This is a genomic window from Burkholderia ubonensis subsp. mesacidophila, assembly GCF_002097715.1.
Lineage (GTDB): Bacteria > Pseudomonadota > Gammaproteobacteria > Burkholderiales > Burkholderiaceae > Burkholderia > Burkholderia mesacidophila.
In genome coordinates, this window is the sequence record NZ_CP020739.1 from 525,166 (window position 1) to 545,034 (window position 19,869).

The window sequence follows — 19,869 nt, forward strand, 5'->3', positions numbered from 1 at the left end:
TCGTTGATCGGGTCGCGCGTCAACGCGCGCGCATGCCGGTAATGCTCACCTGGCTCGTTTCCAGGTCGAGCGCGCTCTGCACCATGAATTCGATCGGATACGCGTCCATGCGGATCATCCCGCGCACCTCGAACGCCAGCACGTTGGCGAGGTTGCCCGCCTCGGCGTCCCGCGACGGTGCGACGACGAGCGTCTCCGGAATCAGCCGCGGCTCGAAGTCGAGAATCACGCGGCGGATCACCCGCTCGATCTCGGCCCATTTGCGCGACGCCATGAACGCGCCGGCGAGCGGCGGCATCCCGAAGTTGACGGTCGACGCCGCCGCTTCGGGATAGCGCTCCCGGTCGATGTGCGAATCGATGCTCATCGCGTTGAGCAGGAACGCGAGATCGCGCTGGACGATGCCGCGCATCTGCATGCGCGTCACCGCGTACTCGCCGGGGGCCTCGGTCTGGCGCCGCGGCGCGTCGTCGCGCAGGCGGTCGAGCAGCGTCGGGAGCAGGTACGCGTTCGCGCGGCGCGGCGACGCGACGCCGTCGCTGCCCGGGCGCGCAGCGCCGCCGCCGCGCGGTGCGCTCGTGCCGTTCTCGTGTGGGTTCATCGGCTTCTCCATTGCGTGCCGGTCGTCATTGCGCGTCGCAAGCCGGGGCCGGCACGGCTGCCGGCAGCGGGCTGTCGATCGCGAGCGTCTGGTGTTCCTGCCGCGTGAGCGCCGGCGGCAGGCTGGCCGCGCGGCGCGCGGCGCCCGCGTGGAATTCGGCCGGCGCAAACAGCCGCAGGATCTCCGGAACCGGCTCGGTGACGGCCGGATCCGGCCCGTCGCCCGGCGTCAGCGGGCCGAACGCGTCGTCGAGCACGCGCGCGCCCGACAGCAGCCCGGCGATCGAATCCGTTGCGTCGACGCCCTCGCGCGCGTCGCCCCCCAGGTCGGGCAGCGGCCGCCGGGCCGTCGTCATCTGCGCCGCCCAGCCGGCCGACAGCGAGGCCTGCGGATTTTCGAGCGCGCCGCAGTATTGTTCGTACAACGAATGCATCAGGTCGCGCGCCGGCGTCGAATCCGTGCTCGCATCGTCGGCCTGGCGGGACGCGAGCGCATCCGCCGCGATCACCGCGCCGATCAGGTCGAGCACCGCGTCGGCATCGCGCGGCATCGCGTCCGGCGAGCCGGCCAGCGGCACATCCAGCGTCGGCGCGTCGTCGGCGCTGGCGCGATGCGGCCGTGGCTCGGTGTAGTGCCAATCCGGCTCGATGCGGCGAACCGTTTTAAATGCGCGCATGCCTGCCTCCTCATACGCAATCCGTCAACGATGCAACCTGTTCCGGTCTCGATAACCGACCGGCGCGAATTACCTCAATCCAGCGTTTGCATATTTATCGATTCTAATTCATGAAATATGCACCCCGGAAATTCGATCAACCAAAAATCCAAATGCGGCGATTTTCAATATTTAACATTCTGACGCCCCGATTCTCATGCCAACCCGCCAATTCATTTAACAGAGTCTTGCAAATCTTCGTGATGCGAATCCTGTCACTTCATTTCTCGAAACAGTCGAACCGGGCATTGCGTGCCTCGCGTTGTCGCAGCCGGCGGTCCTGTGCGGCGCCTGCCTGCCCTCGCACCGCGCTCAACGCCAAGCCGAGGTTTCTGAAAGCAGATCATATCGATTGAATTTCGGATGCATCGCCAGCCCGAATGAAAATGAGACATACAACCGTGTTGAGCGAGACAAATTGCCCGATCTCCATTTTCATGAAATCGAGCCATATTTCTGAAAAACTCAAATGAGACACGCAGCTGCATCATGCGAGACAAATTGCTTGCCGCCCCTTTTTCAGACGATTGATCTTGCATTCCGTCGCTGGGTAGCATGTGTCAACGGATTCACGCAGCACATCGAATCACCCGCATATTCCGGCGATCAGGAAAATCCGGAATAAATCACCGCAAGGATCTGCTCATGGCGATTTCGCGTCTGGCGTTGTTCGGCAAGCTCGGGGGGACGCTCTTCAAGGGTGTCGAATCGGCGACGGCATTCTGCAAGCTGCGCGGCAACCCGTACGTCGAGCTGGTTCACTGGCTGCACCAGTTGCTGCAGCAGACCGACTCGGACCTGCACCGCATCGTCCGGCACGCCGGCATCGACCGCGACGCGCTGGATCGCGACGTGGCCCGGGCGCTCGCGGCGTTGCCGGCCGGCGCGAGCTCGATCAGCGACCTGTCGCATCACATCGAAGCGGCAATCGAACGCGCGTGGGTGCTGGCGACGCTGCGCTTCGGCGACCGGCGCATCCGCGGCGCGTGGCTCGTCGCGGCGCTCGTGAGCACGCCGGACCTGCGGCGCGTGCTGCTGTCCATTTCGTCGTCATTCGACAGGATTCCTCTGGATCAGATCGACGCGCTGCTGCCCGCGTGGATCGAAGGATCGCCGGAAGCGTCCGACGCGCCGCACGACAACAGCGATTTCGCCGCCGCGGTGCCCGGCGAGGCCTCCCAGGCGATGCCGGCCGCCGCGAAAGGCGCCGCGCTCGAACAGTACTGCACCGACCTGACCGCCCGCGCGCGCGACGGCGAGATCGACCCCGTGATCGGCCGGGAGCTGGAAATCCGCACGATGATCGACGTGCTGCTGCGGCGCCGGCAGAACAACCCGCTGCTCACGGGTGAAGCGGGCGTGGGCAAGACGGCCGTCGTCGAAGGGCTCGCGCTCGCGATCGCGCAACGCAACGTGCCGCCCAGGCTCGCCGACGTGCGGCTGATGAGCCTCGACGTCGGCGCGCTGCTCGCCGGCGCGAGCATGAAAGGCGAATTCGAGGCGCGCCTGAAAGGCACGCTCGAGGCCGCCGCGAAATCCGCCGTGCCCATCATCCTGTTCGTCGACGAGATCCACACGCTGATCGGCGCCGGCGGCCAGGCCGGCACCGGCGACGCGGCGAACCTGCTGAAGCCGGCGCTGGCGCGCGGCACGATCCGCACGATCGGCGCGACCACGTGGTCCGAGTACAAGCGGCACATCGAGAAGGACCCCGCGCTGACCCGCCGCTTTCAGGTGCTGCAGGTGCCGGAGCCGGAGGAGCCCGCCGCGATCCACATGGTGCGCGGCGTCGCGCAGACGTTCTCACGGCATCACGGCGTCGTGGTGCGCGACGAGGCGATCCGCGCGGCGGTGACGCTCTCGCATCGCTATATCCCGTCACGCCAGTTGCCGGACAAGGCGATCAGCCTGCTCGACACCGCCTGCGCGCGCGTCGCGCTGTCGCAGCAGGCCGCGCCGCGCGAGCTGCAGGACGTCCGCCAGCGCCTGCAGGCCGCGCATGCCGAACTCGTGCTGCTCGCGCAGGAAGCGCGCATCGGCCTCGCGGCCGACCAGGCGCTCGCCGCCGCCCGCGAACGCATCGCCGCGCTGTCGGCCGAGGAAGCGGCGGTCGAAACGCGCTGGAACGCGCAGGCCGACGCGGCGCAGGCGCTGCTCGCCGCGCGCGAGGCGGCGCTGTCCGATGCCGAGGCGCCGGACGCCATCTCCGCCGACACGCTGCGCGAACTCGAGCACGTGCTCGCCGAATCGCAGGGCGATGCGCCGCTCGTGTTCCCGGAAGTGAACGAGGCGATCGTCGCGGAGATCGTCGCCGACTGGACCGGCATTCCGGTCGGCCGGATGATGACCGACGAAATCGCGGCGGTGCGCGCGCTGCCCGCCACGCTCGGCGCGCGCGTGATCGGCCAGCCCGACGCGCTGCGCCAGATCGGCGAGCGCGTGCAGACCGCGCGCGCGGGGCTCGCCGATCCGAAGAAGCCACTCGGCGTGTTCCTGCTCGCCGGTCCGTCGGGCGTCGGCAAGACCGAGACGGCGCTCGCGCTCGCCGAGGCGCTGTACGGCGGCGAACAGAACCTGATCACGATCAACATGAGCGAGTATCAGGAAGCGCACACCGTCTCCGGCCTGAAAGGCGCGCCGCCCGGCTACGTCGGCTACGGCGAGGGCGGCGTGCTGACCGAGGCCGTGCGGCGCCGGCCGTACTCGGTGGTGCTGCTCGACGAGATCGAAAAGGCCCACCGCGACGTGCACGAGATGTTCTTCCAGGTGTTCGACAAGGGCTACATGGAAGACGGTGACGGCCGCTACATCGACTTCCGCAACACGACGATCCTGCTGACGAGCAACGTCGGCGCGGAGCTGAGCGCGAGCCTGTGCGCCGGCCCCGCGCGCGCGCCGGACGCCGCGTGCCTGCGCGACGCGCTCGCGCCCGAACTCCTGAAGGTGTTCCCCGCCGCGTTCCTGGGGCGCGTCGCCGTCGTGCCGTACCGGCCGCTCGAACCCGCCGCGCTCGCGCGCATCGTGCGCCTGCACCTGGAGCGCGTCGTGCGGCGCATGGCCGACAGCCACCGGATCGCGCTCGCCTACGAAGACGCGGTGGTCGACTACATCGTCGGGCGCTGCCTGGTGCAGGAAACCGGCGCGCGGCTGCTGATCGGCTTCATCGAGCAGCACGTGCTGCCGCGCCTGTCCGCGCTGTGGCTCGACGCGTACGGCGCGCCGGATGCGCTCGCGCGCATCGACGTCGGCGTCGCGGACCCGGCCGCGCCGGCCCCGGACGCGCTCGCGTTCCGCGCCGGCCTCGCCGGCGACGCGACGTCCGCGGCGGCGCCCGATTTCTGACCGGCAGGTCGACTGATCCTGCCCCCTTCCCTCGTTGATGGAGCCACGCATGTCCACATCCAGCAGCTCTCAGAAGTTCATTGCGCGCAACCGGGCGCCCCGTGTGCAGATCGAGTACGACGTCGAAGTCTACGGCTCGGAAAAGAAGGTCGAACTGCCGTTCGTCATGGGCGTGCTCGCCGACCTCTCCGGCAAGCCCGTGACGCCGCTGCCGGCCGTGGCCGACCGGCGCTTCCTCGATATCGACATCGACAATTTCGACGAACGCATGAAGGCGATCCAGCCGCGCGTCGCGTTCGGCGTCGACAACACGCTGTCCGGCGACGGGAAGCTGATGGTCGACATGACCTTCGAAAGCATCGAGGACTTTTCGCCGGCCGCGATCGCCCGCAAGGTCGAGCCGCTGCGGCAGCTGCTCGAGGCGCGCACCCAGCTCGCGAACCTGCAGACCTACATGGACGGCAAGTCGGGCGCCGAGGCGCTCGTGAACCAGCTGCTGCAGGACCCTGGCCTGCTGCGCTCGCTCGCGGCCGCCCCGAAGCCCCAGGCCGCCAACGAAGCGGATGCGGCCGACGCCGCGGGCCGCGAAGACAACGCCCTCTGAACGGCCGAACGGCGCAATCCGGAGAAACCCATCATGAAAAAACAACACACGCAGGCGGCCGTCGCCGAATACGAATCGCAATCCGACTTCGCGCAGCTGCTCACGCACGAGTTCCGGCCGAAGACCGAGCAGGCTCGCGAGGCCGTCGAGTTCGCAGTCCGCACGCTCGCCGAGCAAGCGCTCGCGCAATCGGCGACGATCAGCGACGACGCGTACAAGAGCATCGCCGCGATCATCGCGCAGATCGATCGCAAGCTGTCGGAGCAGATCAACCTGATCCTCCATCACGAGGATTTCCAGAAGACCGAATCGGCGTGGCGCGGCCTGCATCACATGGTGTCGAACACCGAGACCGACGAGCACCTGAAGATCCGCTTCATGGACATCTCGAAGGAAGAGCTGCGTCGCACGATGCGGCGCTACAAGGGGCAGGCGTGGGACCAGAGCCCGCTCTTCAAGCAGATCTACGAAGAGGAATACGGCCAGCTCGGCGGCGAGCCGTACGGCTGCCTGATGGCCGACTTCTACTTCGACCACACGCCGCCCGACGTCGACCTGCTCGGCTCGATCGCGAAGGTGGCCGCGGCCGCGCATACGCCGTTCATTTCCGGCGCAGCGCCCTCGGTACTGCAGATGGAATCGTGGCAGGAGCTTGCGAACCCGCGCGACCTCACGAAGATCTTCACGCAGAACCTCGAGTACGCGTCGTGGAACTCGCTGCGCAACACCGACGATGCGCGCTACATCGGCCTCGCGATGCCGCGCTTCCTGTCGCGGCTGCCGTACGGCATGCAGACCAATCCGGTCGACGAGTTCGATTTCGAGGAAGACACCAACGGCGCCGATCACCGCCACTACGCGTGGACCAATGCGGCCTATGCGATGGGCGTGAACATCAACCGGTCGTTCCGGCAGTACGGCTGGTGCTCGCTGATCCGCGGCGTCGAGTCGGGCGGCACGGTCGAGAGCCTGCCGTGCCACACGTTCCCGACCGACGACGGCGGCGTCGACATGAAGTGCCCGACCGAGATCGCGATCTCGGACCGGCGCGAAGCGGAGCTGTCGAAGAACGGCTTCATCCCGCTCGTGCACCGCAAGAACACCGACCACGCGACCTTCATCGGCGCGCAGTCGGTGCACAAGCCGGCCGAGTACGACGACATCGATGCGACCGCCAACGCGAACCTGTCCGCACGGCTGCCGTACCTGTTCGCGTGCTCGCGCTTTGCACACTACCTGAAGTGCATCGTGCGCGACAAGGTCGGCGCGTTCAAGGAGCGCGAGGACATGCAGCGCTGGCTGAACGAATGGATCATGAACTACGTCGATGCCGACCCGGCCAACTCGTCGCAGGACACCAAGGCGCGCCGGCCGCTCGCGGCCGCCGAGGTGGTGGTCGAGGAAGCGGAAGGCAACCCCGGCTACTACCAGGCGAAGTTCTTCCTGCGGCCGCACTTCCAGCTCGAAGGGCTGACCGTGTCGCTGCGGCTCGTCGCGAAGCTGCCGTCGATCAAGGAAGCCGCCTGAGCCCATGCAGGCCGGCATCCCCCCGCCGGCCGGGATCATGGCTCAGCCGCATCCGGCACACCGTGAGACCGGCCGTTTTTGATATCCACCTGAGAGAGCAAGCACATGGCACAGGACATTTTTCTGAAGATCGACGGCATCAACGGCGAATCGCTCGACGACCGGCACAAGGACGAAATCGAAGTCCTGAACTGGGACTGGGAGATCGAGCAGCAATCCACGATGCATTCGGGCAGCGGCGGCGGCGCCGGCAAGGCGAGCGTCCGGGACCTGACGTTCGAGCACGTGATCGACCGCGCGAGCCCGAACCTGATGAAGTACGCATTGACCGGCAAGCACGTCGACCAGGCCGTGCTGGTGATGCGCAAGGCCGGCGGCAATCCGCTCGAATACCTGAAGCTCACGATGAGCGACGTGATCGTCACGCGCGTGCGGCCGTCGGGCAGCCGCACCGATGCGGAAGGCAGCCGCGAGACGGTGTCGCTGTCGTTCGCGCGGGTCAAGCAGGAGTACGTCGTGCAGAACGCGCAGGGCGGCAGCGGCGGCGCCGTCACGACCAGCTTCGACATCAAGGGCAACAAGGAAGCCTGAGCGGCGGCCGTGCGACCCCGGCGAGCGTCGACGACGCCCGCCGGGCCGCGCCCGCCTTCGACCGACCTCCCCCGGCACCGTGCACCCGAATGCGCCCGATCACTCCCGTTACCGCCGCTACCGCCGCAACTGCCATTGCCTCCGCGCTGCTGTTCGCCGCCTGCGCGAGCGGCACGCCGAAGCCGAAGGAACCGCTGCTGCTCGACCTGGCCGTGAACGCTGCGCCCACGGTCAACCCGGACGACCGCAACCGCGCGGCGCCGATCGTGGTGCGCGTCTACGAACTGAAGACCGACGGCGCGTTCAACGCCGCCGACTTCTTCACGCTGCAGGACCAGGACAAGACCGTGCTGGCCGACGATCTCGTCACGCGCGAGCAGTTCCAGCTGCGCCCGGGCGAGCACCGCGCGATCAAGCGCAAGGCCGATCCCGCGACGACCGCGCTCGGCGTGGTCGCGGCCTATCGCGACCTGCCGCACGCGGTGTGGCGCGCGGTCTACCCGCTGCCGCCCGCGCACGACGCGGCGTGGTATCGCGTGGGCTCGTCGAAGCTGAAGCTGACCATCGATCTCGACAGCAACGCGGTCAAGATCACCGAAACCGCCAAATGACACGAACGCTGGAACACAACCATGAGCTGGCATAACAAGGTCGTCTGGAGCGAGGGGCTGTTCATGCGCCCGCAGCTGTTCCAGCAGCAGGAGCGCTACCTCGAACACTATGCGCACAAGCGCGCGGCGCCGCTCTCGCCGTTCTTCTTCGGCTTCAGCCACTACAGCCTCGATACCGAGGCGCCCGCGCTCGGCAAGATCGTCGTGAAATCGGCGAGCGGCGTGTTCGCCGACGGCACCCCGTTCGACGCGCCGGGCAGCACGCCGCCGCCCGCGCCGCTCACGATCCGCCCCGAGCACCTGGACCAGCTGATCTACCTGGCCGTGCCGATCCGCGTGCCGAACGGCGAGGAGACCGCGTTCGAGCAGGCCGCGGATTCGCTCGCGCGCTACGCCGTGTTCGACACCGACCTGCGCGACACGAACTCGATCGGCCAGGGGCCGAAGGCGGTCCAGCTGTCGAACCTGCGGCTGCGGCTGCTGCCGGAAAAGGAGCTGACGGACGCGTGGATCGGCCTCGCGCTGACGCGCGTGAAGGCGATCCGCGCCGACGCGAGCATCGAGCTCGACGACACGCTGGTGCCGCCGGTGGTCGGCTACGGCGCGAGCGACCTGCTCGCGAGCTGGCTCGCGAAGATCCACGACCTGACGCGGCTGCGCGCGAACGCGCTCGCCGAACGCCTGACCGGCGCGGACGGCAAGCCCGGCACCACCGCCGAAGTATCCGACTACCTGCTGCTGCAGGCGCTCAACCGCTACGAGCCGCTGCTGCAGCACCTGCAGCGGGTGCCGACCACGTCGCCCGCCGACCTGTACGCCCTGCTGATCGGCATGGCGGGCGAGCTGTCGACCTACGTGCGCACCGACACGCGCCGCCCGCTCGACTCGCATCCGCCGTACCAGCACGTCGCGCCGCACCTGTGCCTGAAGCCCGTGGTCGACGACACGCATCGGCTGCTCAACGCGGTGCTCGTGCGCAGCGCGCAGAGCATCGCGCTCGCCGACCAGGGCCACGGCATGCGCAACGCCGTCGTCGACCCGGCCGATATGCAGGGCTTCAGCGCGGTCGTGCTCGCGGTGCATGCGCAGATGCCGCCCGACCTGCTGCAGCAGCAGTTCGCCGCGCAGGCGAAGGCCGGGCCGTCCGAGCGCCTGCCCGACCTGGTGCGCAGCCATCTGTCCGGCATCGCGCTGCAGGCGCTGCCGGTGCCGCCTCGGCAGATCCCGTTCAACGCGGGCTACGTCTACTACGAGCTCGCGCGCACCGGGCCGCTGTGGGAGGAAGTGTCGCGGCACGGCGGGCTCGCGCTGCACGTCGCCGGCGAGTTTCCGTCGCTGAAGCTGGAGCTGTGGGGCATTCGCGGCTAGCCGCGCACGTCCTGACGAATCGAACGAACCGGGGGAAACCCAGTGACCTCAGAAGCCGTGTACCGTCCGGAGCCGTCCGGTCCGGAAACGCGTGGCCCCACCGCGACGCCGCTCGCGCCGCGCGGCGCCGCGCCCGTGCCGCCGGCGGAGCCGCCCGCCGCCCGCCTCGCCGCGATCCAGGCCGCCCGCAACCCACTGCTGGAAGCGAGCCGGCCGCTGCTGCGGGCGCTCGCCGACATGCCCGACCAGCTCGACCGCGAAGGCATCCGGCAATTGCGGCTGCTGCTCGAACAGGAAGTGCGCCTGTTCCAGCGCTTCTGCGAGCAGGCGAACCTGCGCCGCGATCACGTGCTCGGCGCGCGCTATTGCCTGTGCACCGCGCTCGACGAGGCCGCGATGCAGACCGCGTGGGCGCGCGCCGGCGACAGCAGCCTCGGCGCATGGATCAGCGAAGGGCTCGCGACCACGTTCCACGAGGACCGCCAGGGCGGCGACAAGGTGTACCTGCTGATCGGGCGGCTGATGAACGCGCCGCAGGAGCACCTCGACCTGCTCGAAGTCGTGTACCGGGTGCTGAGCCTCGGCTTCGAGGGCCGCTACCGCTACGAAGCCGACGGCCAGCGCAAGCACGAGGCCGTGCGCCAGCGGCTCCACAACGAGATCGCGGCGCAGCACGGGCCGGTGTCCGTCGCGCTGTCGCCGCACTGGCAATCCGGCGCGCGCGGCAGGCGCCTGTCGATCCACGATTTCCCCGTGTGGATCACGGCCACCGCGCTGTCGGTGCTCCTGCTCGGCGCGTTCGGCTACTTCAAGTACGCGCTGCTGACCCGCGGCGCCGACGTCGAGAAGCAGATCGCCGCGATCGGCCGCATGACGCCGCCGCCCCCGGCCGCGCCCGCGCTGCGTCTTGCCGCGCTGCTCAGGAACGAGATCGCCGCGGGCACGGTCAGCGTCGACGAGGACGCCCGCCACAGCGCGGTGACGTTCCGCGGCGACGCGATGTTCCCGCCGGGCAAGGCGGAGGTGAACGCATCGAGCGGGCCGCTGATCGCGAAGATCGCCGCCGAGATCGCCAGGGTGCCGGGCAAGGTGACGGTGCTCGGCTACACCGACAACGTACCGGTCAGGGGCAGTGCGTTCGCGTCGAACGAAGCGCTGTCCGACGCGCGCGCGACGCAGGTGATGCGGATGCTGCAGGCCGCCGGCGTGCCGGCGAACCGCCTGGCCGCGCTCGGCAAGGGCGCGGCGAACCCGATCGGCGACAACCGGACCGTGCCGGGCCGCGCGCTGAACCGCCGCGTCGAAATCACTGTCGCGCCCTAACTGCAATCGACTACCGACATGAACAAGGTCCTGTCCTTCCTGGCGTCGCGCCAGTTCCTCTCCTTCGCCGCGCTCGTCGTCGTCGCGCTGCTGATCTGGTTCATCGGCCCGTTCGTCGCGTTCGGCGGCCTCAAGCCGCTCGCGGGCGCCGGCATGCGCGTCGTCGTGATCGCGCTGCTGCTGGCCGGCGTGCTGCTCTGGCTCGCGGGCTGGTCGACCGGCGTCGTGTTCGTCGCGCTGCTGTGCCTGCTGATCTGGCACGCGTCGCCGCTGCTCGCGTTCGGCCCCGCCACGCCGTTCGCGCCGGAATCCGCGCGGGTGATCGCGATCGCGGTCGTGCTCGCGGTGTTCGTCGTCTACCTCGCGTTCCTGCTGCTGCGCAAGATGCGCAGCGACCCGGACTTCCTCAAGCATCTCGTCGAGTTCGGCAGCCGCAAGGCGGCGTCGCCCGCCGCCGGCCGGCTGCTTCGCGTGAACGCGGCGGTCGCCGGCGCGCTCGCGCGGCTGAAGGCGATGCGCACCGGCGCCCGCGGGCTCGGCCGTCTGTTCCAGGGCAAGCGCTACCTCTACGAGCTGCCGTGGTACATCACGCTCGGCTCGGCAGCGTCCGGCAAGACCAACGCGCTGCTCAACGCCGGCCTGTCGTTTCCGGTGGCGTCGCAGATGCAGCGCGCGGGGGGCATGCCCGCGCACCATGACGGCGCGGTCGACTGGTGGCTCACAAACGATGCAGTCCTGATCGATACGGCCGGCCATTACACGCGGCACGGCACGTCGCGGCATGCGCTGCCGCCGCGGCCGGCAGACCTGGCGGCCGGCACCGACACCGCTCGTCCGAACGCGCAGGCAGCCGGCAAGGACCGCGCCGCAACCGCCTCGACCAGCACCGGCGTCCCGCAGGAAGACGACCGCGCATGGCGGCAGACCGTCGACGAGGCCGAGTGGCTCGGCTTCCTGCGCGTGCTGCGCAAGCATCGCCCGCGCGCGCCGATCAACGGCGCGCTGCTCACCGTCGACGTCGCCGAACTGGCCGGCGCCGACGAGCATGCGCGCGACGCCGAAGCCGCCGCGTTGCGCGCGCGGCTCGCCGATCTGCGCACGGAGCTCGGCATCCGCTTCCCCGTCTACCTCGTGATCACGAAGATGGACCGGCTGCCCGGCTTCAGCGAGTACTTCAGCTCGCTGACCACGGAAGGCCGCGCGCAGACCTGGGGGTTCACGCTCCCGTACGGCACCGAGACCCTTGCGACCGACGGGTTCCGCGCACGCTGCGCGACCGAGCTGGACGCGCTGGCCGCGCGGCTCGCCGCCGGCGTCAATGCGCGTCTGCTCGAGGAGCACGACACGCTCAGGCGCCGCCGCCTCGCCGCGTTCGCCGAGGAATTCCTCGTGCTGATGCGCTCGCTCGACGCGTTGATCGACCGCGTGTTCGTCGATTCCCGCTACGACGACACGCAGCGCCACGCGACGCTGCGCGGCGTGTACCTCACGAGCGCCGCGCAGACCGGCGACGAGATCGTGGTGGAACGGCGCACCGTGGTGCAGCGTCTCGCGGCCGTCATCGGACGCATCCCGGCCAACGCCGCGCCCGCGCACGAAAGCAACCAGGGCTTCTTCCTGCACGACCTGCTCACGAAGATCGTGTTCCCGGACATGCACCTCGTGTCCCCCAACCTGCGCTGGGAGTACCGCTTCCGCACGCTGCGCCTGACCGGCCACGCGCTCGCGCTGCTGCTGTTCGCGTGGCTGGCGATCGGCCTGCGCGTCAGCATGGGCAACAACAGCGACTATCTCGACGCGATCGCACGCAAGACCGTCGCGCTCGGCGCCCGGGTCGGCCAGCTGTACAAGGCGCCGAAGCCCGAGGCCGTGCCCGACGTGCTGAGCGACGCGCGCTACCTGCCGACCTTCCCCGGGCTCGACCTGTCGGACCCGGCGGGCGGCTGGCGCTTCGGCCTGTACGCGCCTCCGGGCGTCGTCGCGGAAAGCCGCCGCACCTACGATGCGCTGGAAGACAACCTGCTGCTGCCGCAGATCGTCAAGCGCATCGAGGCCGAGCTCGCGCAGGCGATCGCGAACCGCGACCCGAAGGCCGCCTACGACGCGCTGCGCGTCTACCTGATGCTGTACGACAAGGCCCGCTTCAACGCCGCGCAGGTCGAGGCGTGGGTGCTCGACGACTGGGCCCGCACCGACAGCGCGGCGGTGTTCGGCGGCCGCGCGTCGATGGTCGCCCACGTCGAGCAGCTTTTCTCCGGCGAGCGCGTCGTGCAGTCCCCGCTGATCCGCAACGATGCGCTGATCCAGCAGGCGCGCGCGTTTCTCGACGGCAGCAACGCCACCGAGCGGCTCTACGAGCGCGCGAAGGCGGCGATGCAGAAGGAAGCGCCGGACGAGTTCACGCTGCTGCGGGCCGTCGGCCCGCAGGCCGGGCTGGTCTTCTCGCGCGCGAGCGACGCGCCGCTGTCGCGCGGCGTGCCGGGCCTCTTCACGTTCGACGGCTACCGGCGGCTGTTCGACAAGCGGTTGCCCGAGTTCGTGCAGGTCGCGCGCGACGACGACGCGTGGGTGATGGGCCGCGCCTATCTCGGCGAGGCTCAAAAAAAAACGGCGGCGCTCGCGCGTGACGTGACCGGCGCGGACGATCCGCTGACCGAAGCGATCCGCCGCCAGTACCTGATGGAATACGCGCGGCAGTGGGACGACTTTCTCGGCGACATCCGCACCGTGACCGGGACGAGCCTCGGGTTCAACCTGCTGGTGCTGCGCAGCTTCGCCGCGCCGGATTCGCCGCTCGCGCGCCTCGCGCGCGCGGCGGTTCGCGAAACCACCCTCGCGCAGCCGATCGCCGCGGCCGACCATTCGCTCCTGCAGCGGGCGGCCGACCAGCTCGGCCAGAAGGCGGACAAGGCGGAGAAGGTGGACAAGGCGCTCGGCATTCGCGCGGAGGAGCGCGTCGAGCGCGAGCTCGTCGACAGTCATTTCGCGGCGCTGCGCGAAGTGGTGACGGGCAGCGCGGACACGCAGGCGGGCGCGCCGCCCGCCGCCGCGCCTGCGGCCAGGACCGGCCTCGACGGCGTGACGAACCTGCTGAACGACTACTACACCGCGCTGACCGTGGCCGACGACGCGCTGTCCAACAACAGCATGCCGCCCGCCAACGACGCCGCGGCGAAGCTGAAGATGGCCGCGAACACGATGCCCGCGCCGTTTCGCGCGGTGCTGCTCGAACTGTCCGCGCAGGGCTCGCGCGAGGTGAACCGGGGCATCGGCCAGCTGCTGTCGCGGCAGCTCGCGGCCACCGTCGGCGACGCGTGCCGGCTCACGATCGAAGGCAATTACCCGTTCGTCGCCGCGAGCCGGCGCGACGTCGGCATCGACGACTTCACGCGGGTGTTCGCGCACGGCGGCATCATCGACGACTTCTTCACGAAGACGCTGGCGCCGTTCGTCGACACGTCGGCGAAACCGTGGCGCTACAAGACGCTGCCCGGCGCGACCGAGCCCGTGCAGGGCCCGGACCTCGAGCCGTTCCAGCATGCGAAGGCGATCCGCGAGATCTTCTTCGGCGATCCGGGCCGCAAGCAGCTCGCCTGGAAGGCCGACCTCCGGGTGCCCGAGCTGGACCCGTCGATCACGGGCCTGATGATCGACGTCGACGGGCAGACGACGCTCTACCAGCACGGCCCCGTCGCGCCGTTCACGGTCACGTGGCCGGGGCCGCGCGGCGGCGTCCACGCGGAGATCACCGCGCAGCCGCGTATCCGGCCCGACACGTCGACGGTGTCGACCGACGGGCCGTGGGCGCTGCTGCGCCTGCTGCAGAAGGGGCAGGTGATCGAGACGGCGACGCCCGGGCGCACGCGCGTCGCGCTCGATTTCGACGGCCGCAAGGCCGTGCTCGACATCGCGAACGCGGGCAGCGTCGCGAATCCGCTGACCAGCAACGTGCTGCAGAGCTTTCATTGTCCGGGGTCGATGCCGACGTTCAGCCTGACGGACACGGGACCGCCGCCGGGGTTGCCGCCGGGGAGTCCGGGTGGCAGCCCCGGTCAGGACGGCGGGCAGCGGAGGGTTCGGGCGGGGGGCGCCTGATTCGGCTCGAGGCCCTTGCGCAAGCCACGCCACTTGCCGAAAGCGTAGCGACCGTGACCCTGACCGCGCGTCGATCCACACGGCCGACTTGCCAAATCAATCAGATTCCATATACTTTACATGTCAAGTATATGGAATCTAACTTCATGGCGACCGTACACCTCATATTTGGTCCGCTCGGAGCGGGCAAGTCGACCCTGGCGAGCCGGATTACCGAAGAGACGCAGGCCGTATGCTTCTCGATCGACGCGTGGATGCAGCAGCTTTATGCCGCCGATCGCCCCGATCCGCTGAGTCTTGCCTGGGTGGTGCCGAGAGTTCAGCGATGTGAAGCGCTGATCTGGAAAACCTGCGTGCCGGTGCTGCGCGGCGGCATCGACGTCGTTCTGGATCTGGGATTCATGACATTCGAGAACCGTCAACGCTTCAGGGTCCTTGCCGATGAAACCGGGCACCGGGTTGCCAATCACTTCGTCGATGCCGACAGGTCGCTGCGCAAGGAACGGGTCATGCAAAGAAACGACGCAAAGGGCGAGACTTACGCGTTCGAAGTGTCCGCCGCCATGTTCGACGTGATGGACGCCCTGTTCGAGCGACCATCGGCCATCGAGCTGAAGGAGTGCGCCTGTGTCTGATGCCCATGGCAACCACGCGGAAGAACGGCCGGCCGCCGTGGCGCTTTGCGTTCAGCTCTCGCGCACCTATTCGGAAGCCGTGAGACGCATCGACGGCAAGCTGTCCAACGTTCACGGCCTGAGTTTCGGCGACTTCACGATCCTGTATCACCTGAAGCATGCGCACGAATCGCGACTGCGACGCACCGACCTTGCCGAGCTGATTGGCGTGACCGCGTCGGCAGTGACGCGCTCCCTTATCCCGCTCGAAAAAATCGGCGTTGTCGATCGGCAAAGCGACGCCCGCGATGCACGAGTCGGCTACGCCTGCCTCACTGCCGCCGGGCATGAGCTGTTTGCGAGTGCGTGCGTGACGGCCGAGACGGCCTGTCAGGATGCCATCCGGGGCGTGCCTGCGTCGCTCGTGCCGCTGCTCAGTCAAGCGGCCGGCAGGATCGACAACCCCTAGGGTCTGTTTACATACGGAACGCACATGCGAATGCCCGAAATCGCGCGTAGGGCAAGGAGCAAGGAGCGCCGTTTGGCCGAGCCAAACAAGCGACGCGCGACGCCGCCATACGGGCGATTTCGGGCATTCCCCTGGAATGAATTTCAAGTTTGGGGTTGCCACGAGAACGGCCGCTCGCCGCGTTGTACTCCTTGCGAATACGTCCAGTATTCGCGGCGTCGCACGCCTCGCGAGCGGCCGTTCTCGTGGCAACGCATGTGCGTTCCGTATGTAAACAGACCCTAGCCAAGCGCTCGACGAGGACGGCGGCCCAGCCAGGCCCGCGAACGTCGCGAGCCCGGCCGCGCGCCGCTCAGCGCGGCATCGTCCGCAGCGACGACGGGCCGCCCGTCAGCGCGATCCGCTTGCCCGTATCACGCAGCTTGCCGCCGTTGACCGCGTACAGCGCAAGCTGCCGCTCGACGTTGAACTGCACGATCACGTGACGGCTGTCGGCCGTGAACACGACGCCTTGCGCGGCCTCGCCGCCGGTGGCCTCGCCGGCCTTGACGGCCTGACCGTCGCGGATCGCGAACAGCAGCACCTTGCCGAGCTTGTGGCGGCCCGGATTGTCGGGCGTCAGGTTCGAGCCGTCCATCGTCTGCACGGCGATCCACTTGCCGTCCGGCGAGATCGCGACACCCTCCGGCAGCGACGGCACCGTCAGGTACTGGACCGTGCGGAACGGCGTGCGCGACACGTCGATCAGCGCGATCGAATCGGCGTCGCCCGCGAGCTTGCCGGCATAGCCCGGCAGGCCGGCAAGCCCGACGTCGCTGACCACGGCCCAGCGGCCGTCGCTCGAGACGTCGACCGTATACGGCGCGACGCCGCTGCTCAGGCGCGTGCCGCTGTCGGTGACCTTGCCGTCGTCGACGTTCAGCACCGCGACGCCCTGCTCGTCGCGCAGCGCGACGAGCGCATGCGCGCCGTCGTGCGTGAAGCTGACGCCGGCCAGCCGCTTCTTGCCGATCTTCAGGTTGCCGTCGAGCGTCACGCGCGTGCCGTCGATGCGCAGCACCGACACGCCGCCGTCGACGTCCGTGACGAGCGCGAGTCGGCCCGAGCGGTCGATCGCGATGCCCTGCGGATGCGCGCCGAGCTCGATGCGCGTGACGGCGGGCGGCGACGCGTTGAGATCCACGACCTGCAGGAACGTATCGAAGACGAGCCGCTTCTCGGCCTGATCGTAGCGGGTCGGCGCGGCGACGAGCGCGACGCGCGCGTCGGGCGTGACCGCCGCCGCCTGCGGCGGCCCCTGGATGCCGTTCTCGACGTCGACCTGCAACGCCACCTTCGGCGGGAACGCGCTGGCGTCGAGGAGCGTCAGCGTGTCGGACGGCGGCGCCGCCAGATAGGTGTCGCGGCCCTCGACCCGCTGGTACTTGCCGTCGTTGGCCGACACGATCCAGTCGGCGGCGTGCGTGGTCAGCGAGGCGGCCGCGAGCGTGAGCCCGGCGAGCAGGCGGACGTGCCGCACACGTGAATGATTCGATTGCATGTTCTCTCCGTTTTTCGTTGTTTGAATGAGGCCGGCGCGGCGTGGCCACGTCGCGCCGGCAATGGTACCCGGTCGTCGCATTTCCCGAATCGAAGCGCCCGCGGGCGAGCACGCGGCCGCGCGCCCCGCCCCGCCTTGTTCAGGCACTTTTTTGCAGTAAAAAATATCTGTCGCGGAATCGTTTGCGCATCGGTCGCCGGCGTTCAGTTTATTCATCACATGCCGATATCTTGAATGCGTTCCGGATCGAAGCGGCGTCGCCCCGCCGCTGCGATCCGGAACGGCATCAGCCGACGTGACGGATAGGGGAAGGAAGAGTTGTGGCGACAGTTTTCGGGTGCATCGTACATAGGCACAATCTCTGGCTGGTGTTGCTTGCCGCACTGCTGTGCGGGGCCGGCTCGTGGGTCACCGCGCGCCTGTACCAGCGCACGGTGAGCACGACCGGCACGCAGCGGCTCGGCTGGCATGTGCTGACGGCCATCTCGGCCGGCGTCGCGATCTGGTGCACGCACTTCGTCGCGATGCTCGGCTTCGAGGCGGGCGCGCCCGTGCACTTCAACCTGCCGCTCACGCTGCTGTCGCTGCTCATCGCGGTCGGCGGCAGCACGATCGGCTTCGCGCTGACGACCTGCCGCACCGTGCGGGCCGCGCCCGCGCTCGGCGGCGCGATCGTCGGCGTGGCGATCGTGCTGATGCACTACACCGGCATGCTCGCGTGGCGGGTCGAGGGCATCGTGTCGTGGGACGTCGGCTACCTGGTCGCGTCGGTGCTGCTGTCGATGACCCTCGCGGCGCTCGCGCTGCACCTCGCGATGCGGCCGTCGCCGCACGCGGTCAACCAGATGGCCGGCGTGCTGTCGCTCGCGATCCTCGCGCTGCACTTCACGGGCATGTCCGCGCTGCGCATCACGCCGCTCATGCTCGACGGCGCGTGGACCGACGTGAGCGCGCTGCGCCCGCTCGCGCTGGCGGTCGCGGGCATGTCGCTCGTGATCGTCTGCACGGGGCTCGTGAGCTACGTGATCGACAGCAACGTGCGGGCCGAATCGCTCGCGCACCTGCGCCGGATGGCGCTGAGCGACATGCTGACGGGCCTGCCGAACCGGGCCAGCTTCAACGAGCGGCTGGACCTGGAAATCGTGCTCGCGCACGAGCGCGGCACGAAGCTCGCGCTGATCGGCATCGACCTGAACCGCTTCAAGGAAATCAACGACCTGCGCGGCCACCACGCCGGCGACGAGGTGCTGCGCATCCTCGCGCGGCGCATGACGAACCTGCTGCGCGACGGCGAATTCGTCGCCCGCATCGGCGGCGACGAATTCGCCGCGCTCTGCCGGATGGACGACGGCGCGCGCCTGATGGATCTGCTCGGGCGGCTCGAGCCGGCGCTCTACAAGCCGGTCAGGGTGGACGACTACGAAGTCGCGCCGGGCGCGAGCTTCGGCGTCGCCGTCTACCCGGACGACGCAGCCACCAAGGCGGCCCTCATCAACAACGCGGACCTCGCGATGTACCGCGCCAAGGGCAGCATCGCGCAGCCGATCTGCTTCTACGAGCCGGCGATGGACCTGATCGTCCGCGCGCGCCGCAGCCTCGCGGCCGACCTGCGCCGCGCGGTGGCCGACAACCAGCTGAGCATCCACTACCAGGTGCAGACCTCGCTCGCGACCGGCGAGATTCGCGGCTACGAGGCGCTGCTGCGCTGGCACCATGCGACGCTCGGGACCATTCCTCCCGCCGAGTTCATTCCGCTCGCCGAGGAAAACGGCGTCATCCTGGACATCGGCGCGTGGGTGCTGCGCGAAGCGTGCACGCGGGCGGCCACGTGGGAGCCGCCCTATGCCGTCGCGGTGAACGTGTCGGCCATGCAGTTCATGCACGCCGACCTGACGGCGCTCGTGGCGCAGGTGCTCGAGGAAACCCGCCTGCCGGCGTCGCGCCTGCAGCTGGAGCTGACCGAATCGACGATCTTCGCCGGCCGCGAGCGCGCGCTCGACACGCTGCGGCAGATCAAGGCGCTGGGCGTGAGCATCGCGCTCGACGACTTCGGCACCGGGTATTCGTCGCTCGACACGCTGCGCTCGTTCCCGTTCGACCGCATCAAGCTCGACCAGTCGTTCGTCGCGGACGCGGAAGCGAAACCGCAGGATCGCGCGATCATCCGGGCCGTGCTCGCGCTCGGCAAGAGCCTGGGCATTCCGATCCTGGCCGAAGGCATCGAGACGGAGAACCAGCTTTCACTGCTGGCCGAGGAAGGCTGCGACGAAGCGCAGGGCTTCCTGCTCGGCCGGCCCGCACCACTCAACGAGATTGTCGGCAGCGGGCAGATTGCGCTGACCGGCAGCGACAGCGCCCGCGCGCCGGCCCCCGTGCTGGAAATGGCTGCCATTTCCGACATGGAACCGGACCCGTGCGGGTACCCGACGACGCCGGACACGTCAACCTGAACCCGGGTTGCAGCAGGCA

At 69.0% G+C, this 19,869-nt stretch carries 14 protein-coding genes; 11 read left to right on the top strand and 3 right to left on the bottom strand.

Annotation, left to right across the window (positions count from 1 at the left end; all coding sequences use genetic code 11):
* Positions 1–19: 19 nt before the first annotated feature.
* Positions 20–601, bottom strand: coding sequence for a type VI secretion system baseplate subunit TssE (gene tssE, locus B7P44_RS34570; protein ID WP_084910717.1), 582 nt, complete (start codon positions 599–601; stop codon positions 20–22).
* A 25-nt stretch (positions 602–626) separates the two neighbouring features.
* Positions 627–1,277 (bottom strand): TagK domain-containing protein, encoded by a 651-nt coding sequence (locus B7P44_RS34575; protein WP_088511601.1) that lies wholly within the window; start codon positions 1,275–1,277, stop codon positions 627–629.
* A gap of 684 nt (positions 1,278–1,961) precedes the next feature.
* On the opposite strand from B7P44_RS34575, the gene tssH reads away from it, so the two are divergent.
* From tssH to B7P44_RS34625, 10 genes are all read left to right on the top strand, one after another.
* Positions 1,962–4,658, top strand: a complete 2,697-nt coding sequence (gene tssH, locus B7P44_RS34580; RefSeq protein ID WP_084910527.1) for a type VI secretion system ATPase TssH — start codon at positions 1,962–1,964, stop codon at positions 4,656–4,658.
* Positions 4,659–4,707: 49 nt separating this feature from the next.
* Positions 4,708–5,262, top strand: a complete 555-nt coding sequence (tssB, locus tag B7P44_RS34585; protein ID WP_084910529.1) for a type VI secretion system contractile sheath small subunit — start codon at positions 4,708–4,710, stop codon at positions 5,260–5,262.
* A gap of 33 nt (positions 5,263–5,295) precedes the next feature.
* On the top strand, positions 5,296–6,789 hold the full coding sequence (tssC, locus tag B7P44_RS34590) for a type VI secretion system contractile sheath large subunit (protein WP_084910531.1): 1,494 nt from the start codon (positions 5,296–5,298) through the stop codon (positions 6,787–6,789).
* A gap of 105 nt (positions 6,790–6,894) precedes the next feature.
* Positions 6,895–7,380: an Hcp family type VI secretion system effector gene (locus tag B7P44_RS34595; RefSeq protein ID WP_084910533.1), complete on the top strand. Its 486-nt coding sequence runs from the start codon at positions 6,895–6,897 to the stop codon at positions 7,378–7,380.
* 89 nt (positions 7,381–7,469) lie between these two features.
* The gene (tssJ, locus tag B7P44_RS34600) at positions 7,470–7,991 is read left to right on the top strand and encodes a type VI secretion system lipoprotein TssJ (RefSeq protein WP_084910535.1); all 522 of its coding nucleotides are present in this window, start codon (positions 7,470–7,472) and stop codon (positions 7,989–7,991) included.
* Between the two features lie 21 nt (positions 7,992–8,012).
* Positions 8,013–9,359, top strand: a complete 1,347-nt coding sequence (gene tssK, locus B7P44_RS34605; protein ID WP_084910537.1) for a type VI secretion system baseplate subunit TssK — start codon at positions 8,013–8,015, stop codon at positions 9,357–9,359.
* A 42-nt stretch (positions 9,360–9,401) separates the two neighbouring features.
* Positions 9,402–10,682 carry a type VI secretion system protein TssL, long form gene (gene tssL, locus B7P44_RS34610; RefSeq protein ID WP_088511602.1) on the top strand — a complete coding sequence of 427 codons (1,281 nt, stop codon included), beginning with the start codon at positions 9,402–9,404 and terminating at the stop codon, positions 10,680–10,682.
* Positions 10,683–10,700: 18 nt separating this feature from the next.
* Positions 10,701–14,777, top strand: coding sequence for a type VI secretion system membrane subunit TssM (tssM, locus tag B7P44_RS34615; protein WP_084910541.1), 4,077 nt, complete (start codon positions 10,701–10,703; stop codon positions 14,775–14,777).
* A 146-nt stretch (positions 14,778–14,923) separates the two neighbouring features.
* On the top strand, positions 14,924–15,412 hold the full coding sequence (locus B7P44_RS34620; RefSeq protein WP_084910720.1) for a P-loop nucleotide/nucleoside kinase family protein: 489 nt from the start codon (positions 14,924–14,926) through the stop codon (positions 15,410–15,412).
* On the top strand, positions 15,405–15,860 hold the full coding sequence (locus B7P44_RS34625; protein ID WP_084910543.1) for a MarR family winged helix-turn-helix transcriptional regulator: 456 nt from the start codon (positions 15,405–15,407) through the stop codon (positions 15,858–15,860). Before B7P44_RS34620 ends, B7P44_RS34625 begins: the two co-directional genes overlap by 8 nt.
* A gap of 352 nt (positions 15,861–16,212) precedes the next feature.
* Here B7P44_RS34625 and B7P44_RS34635 read toward each other — a convergent pair whose 3' ends face one another.
* Positions 16,213–17,400 (bottom strand): YncE family protein, encoded by a 1,188-nt coding sequence (locus B7P44_RS34635; RefSeq protein WP_084910544.1) that lies wholly within the window; start codon positions 17,398–17,400, stop codon positions 16,213–16,215.
* A 368-nt stretch (positions 17,401–17,768) separates the two neighbouring features.
* Here B7P44_RS34635 and B7P44_RS34640 point away from each other — a divergent pair, with 368 nt between their 5' ends.
* Positions 17,769–19,850 carry a putative bifunctional diguanylate cyclase/phosphodiesterase gene (locus tag B7P44_RS34640; protein WP_231716861.1) on the top strand — a complete coding sequence of 694 codons (2,082 nt, stop codon included), beginning with the start codon at positions 17,769–17,771 and terminating at the stop codon, positions 19,848–19,850.
* Positions 19,851–19,869 lie beyond the last annotated feature (19 nt).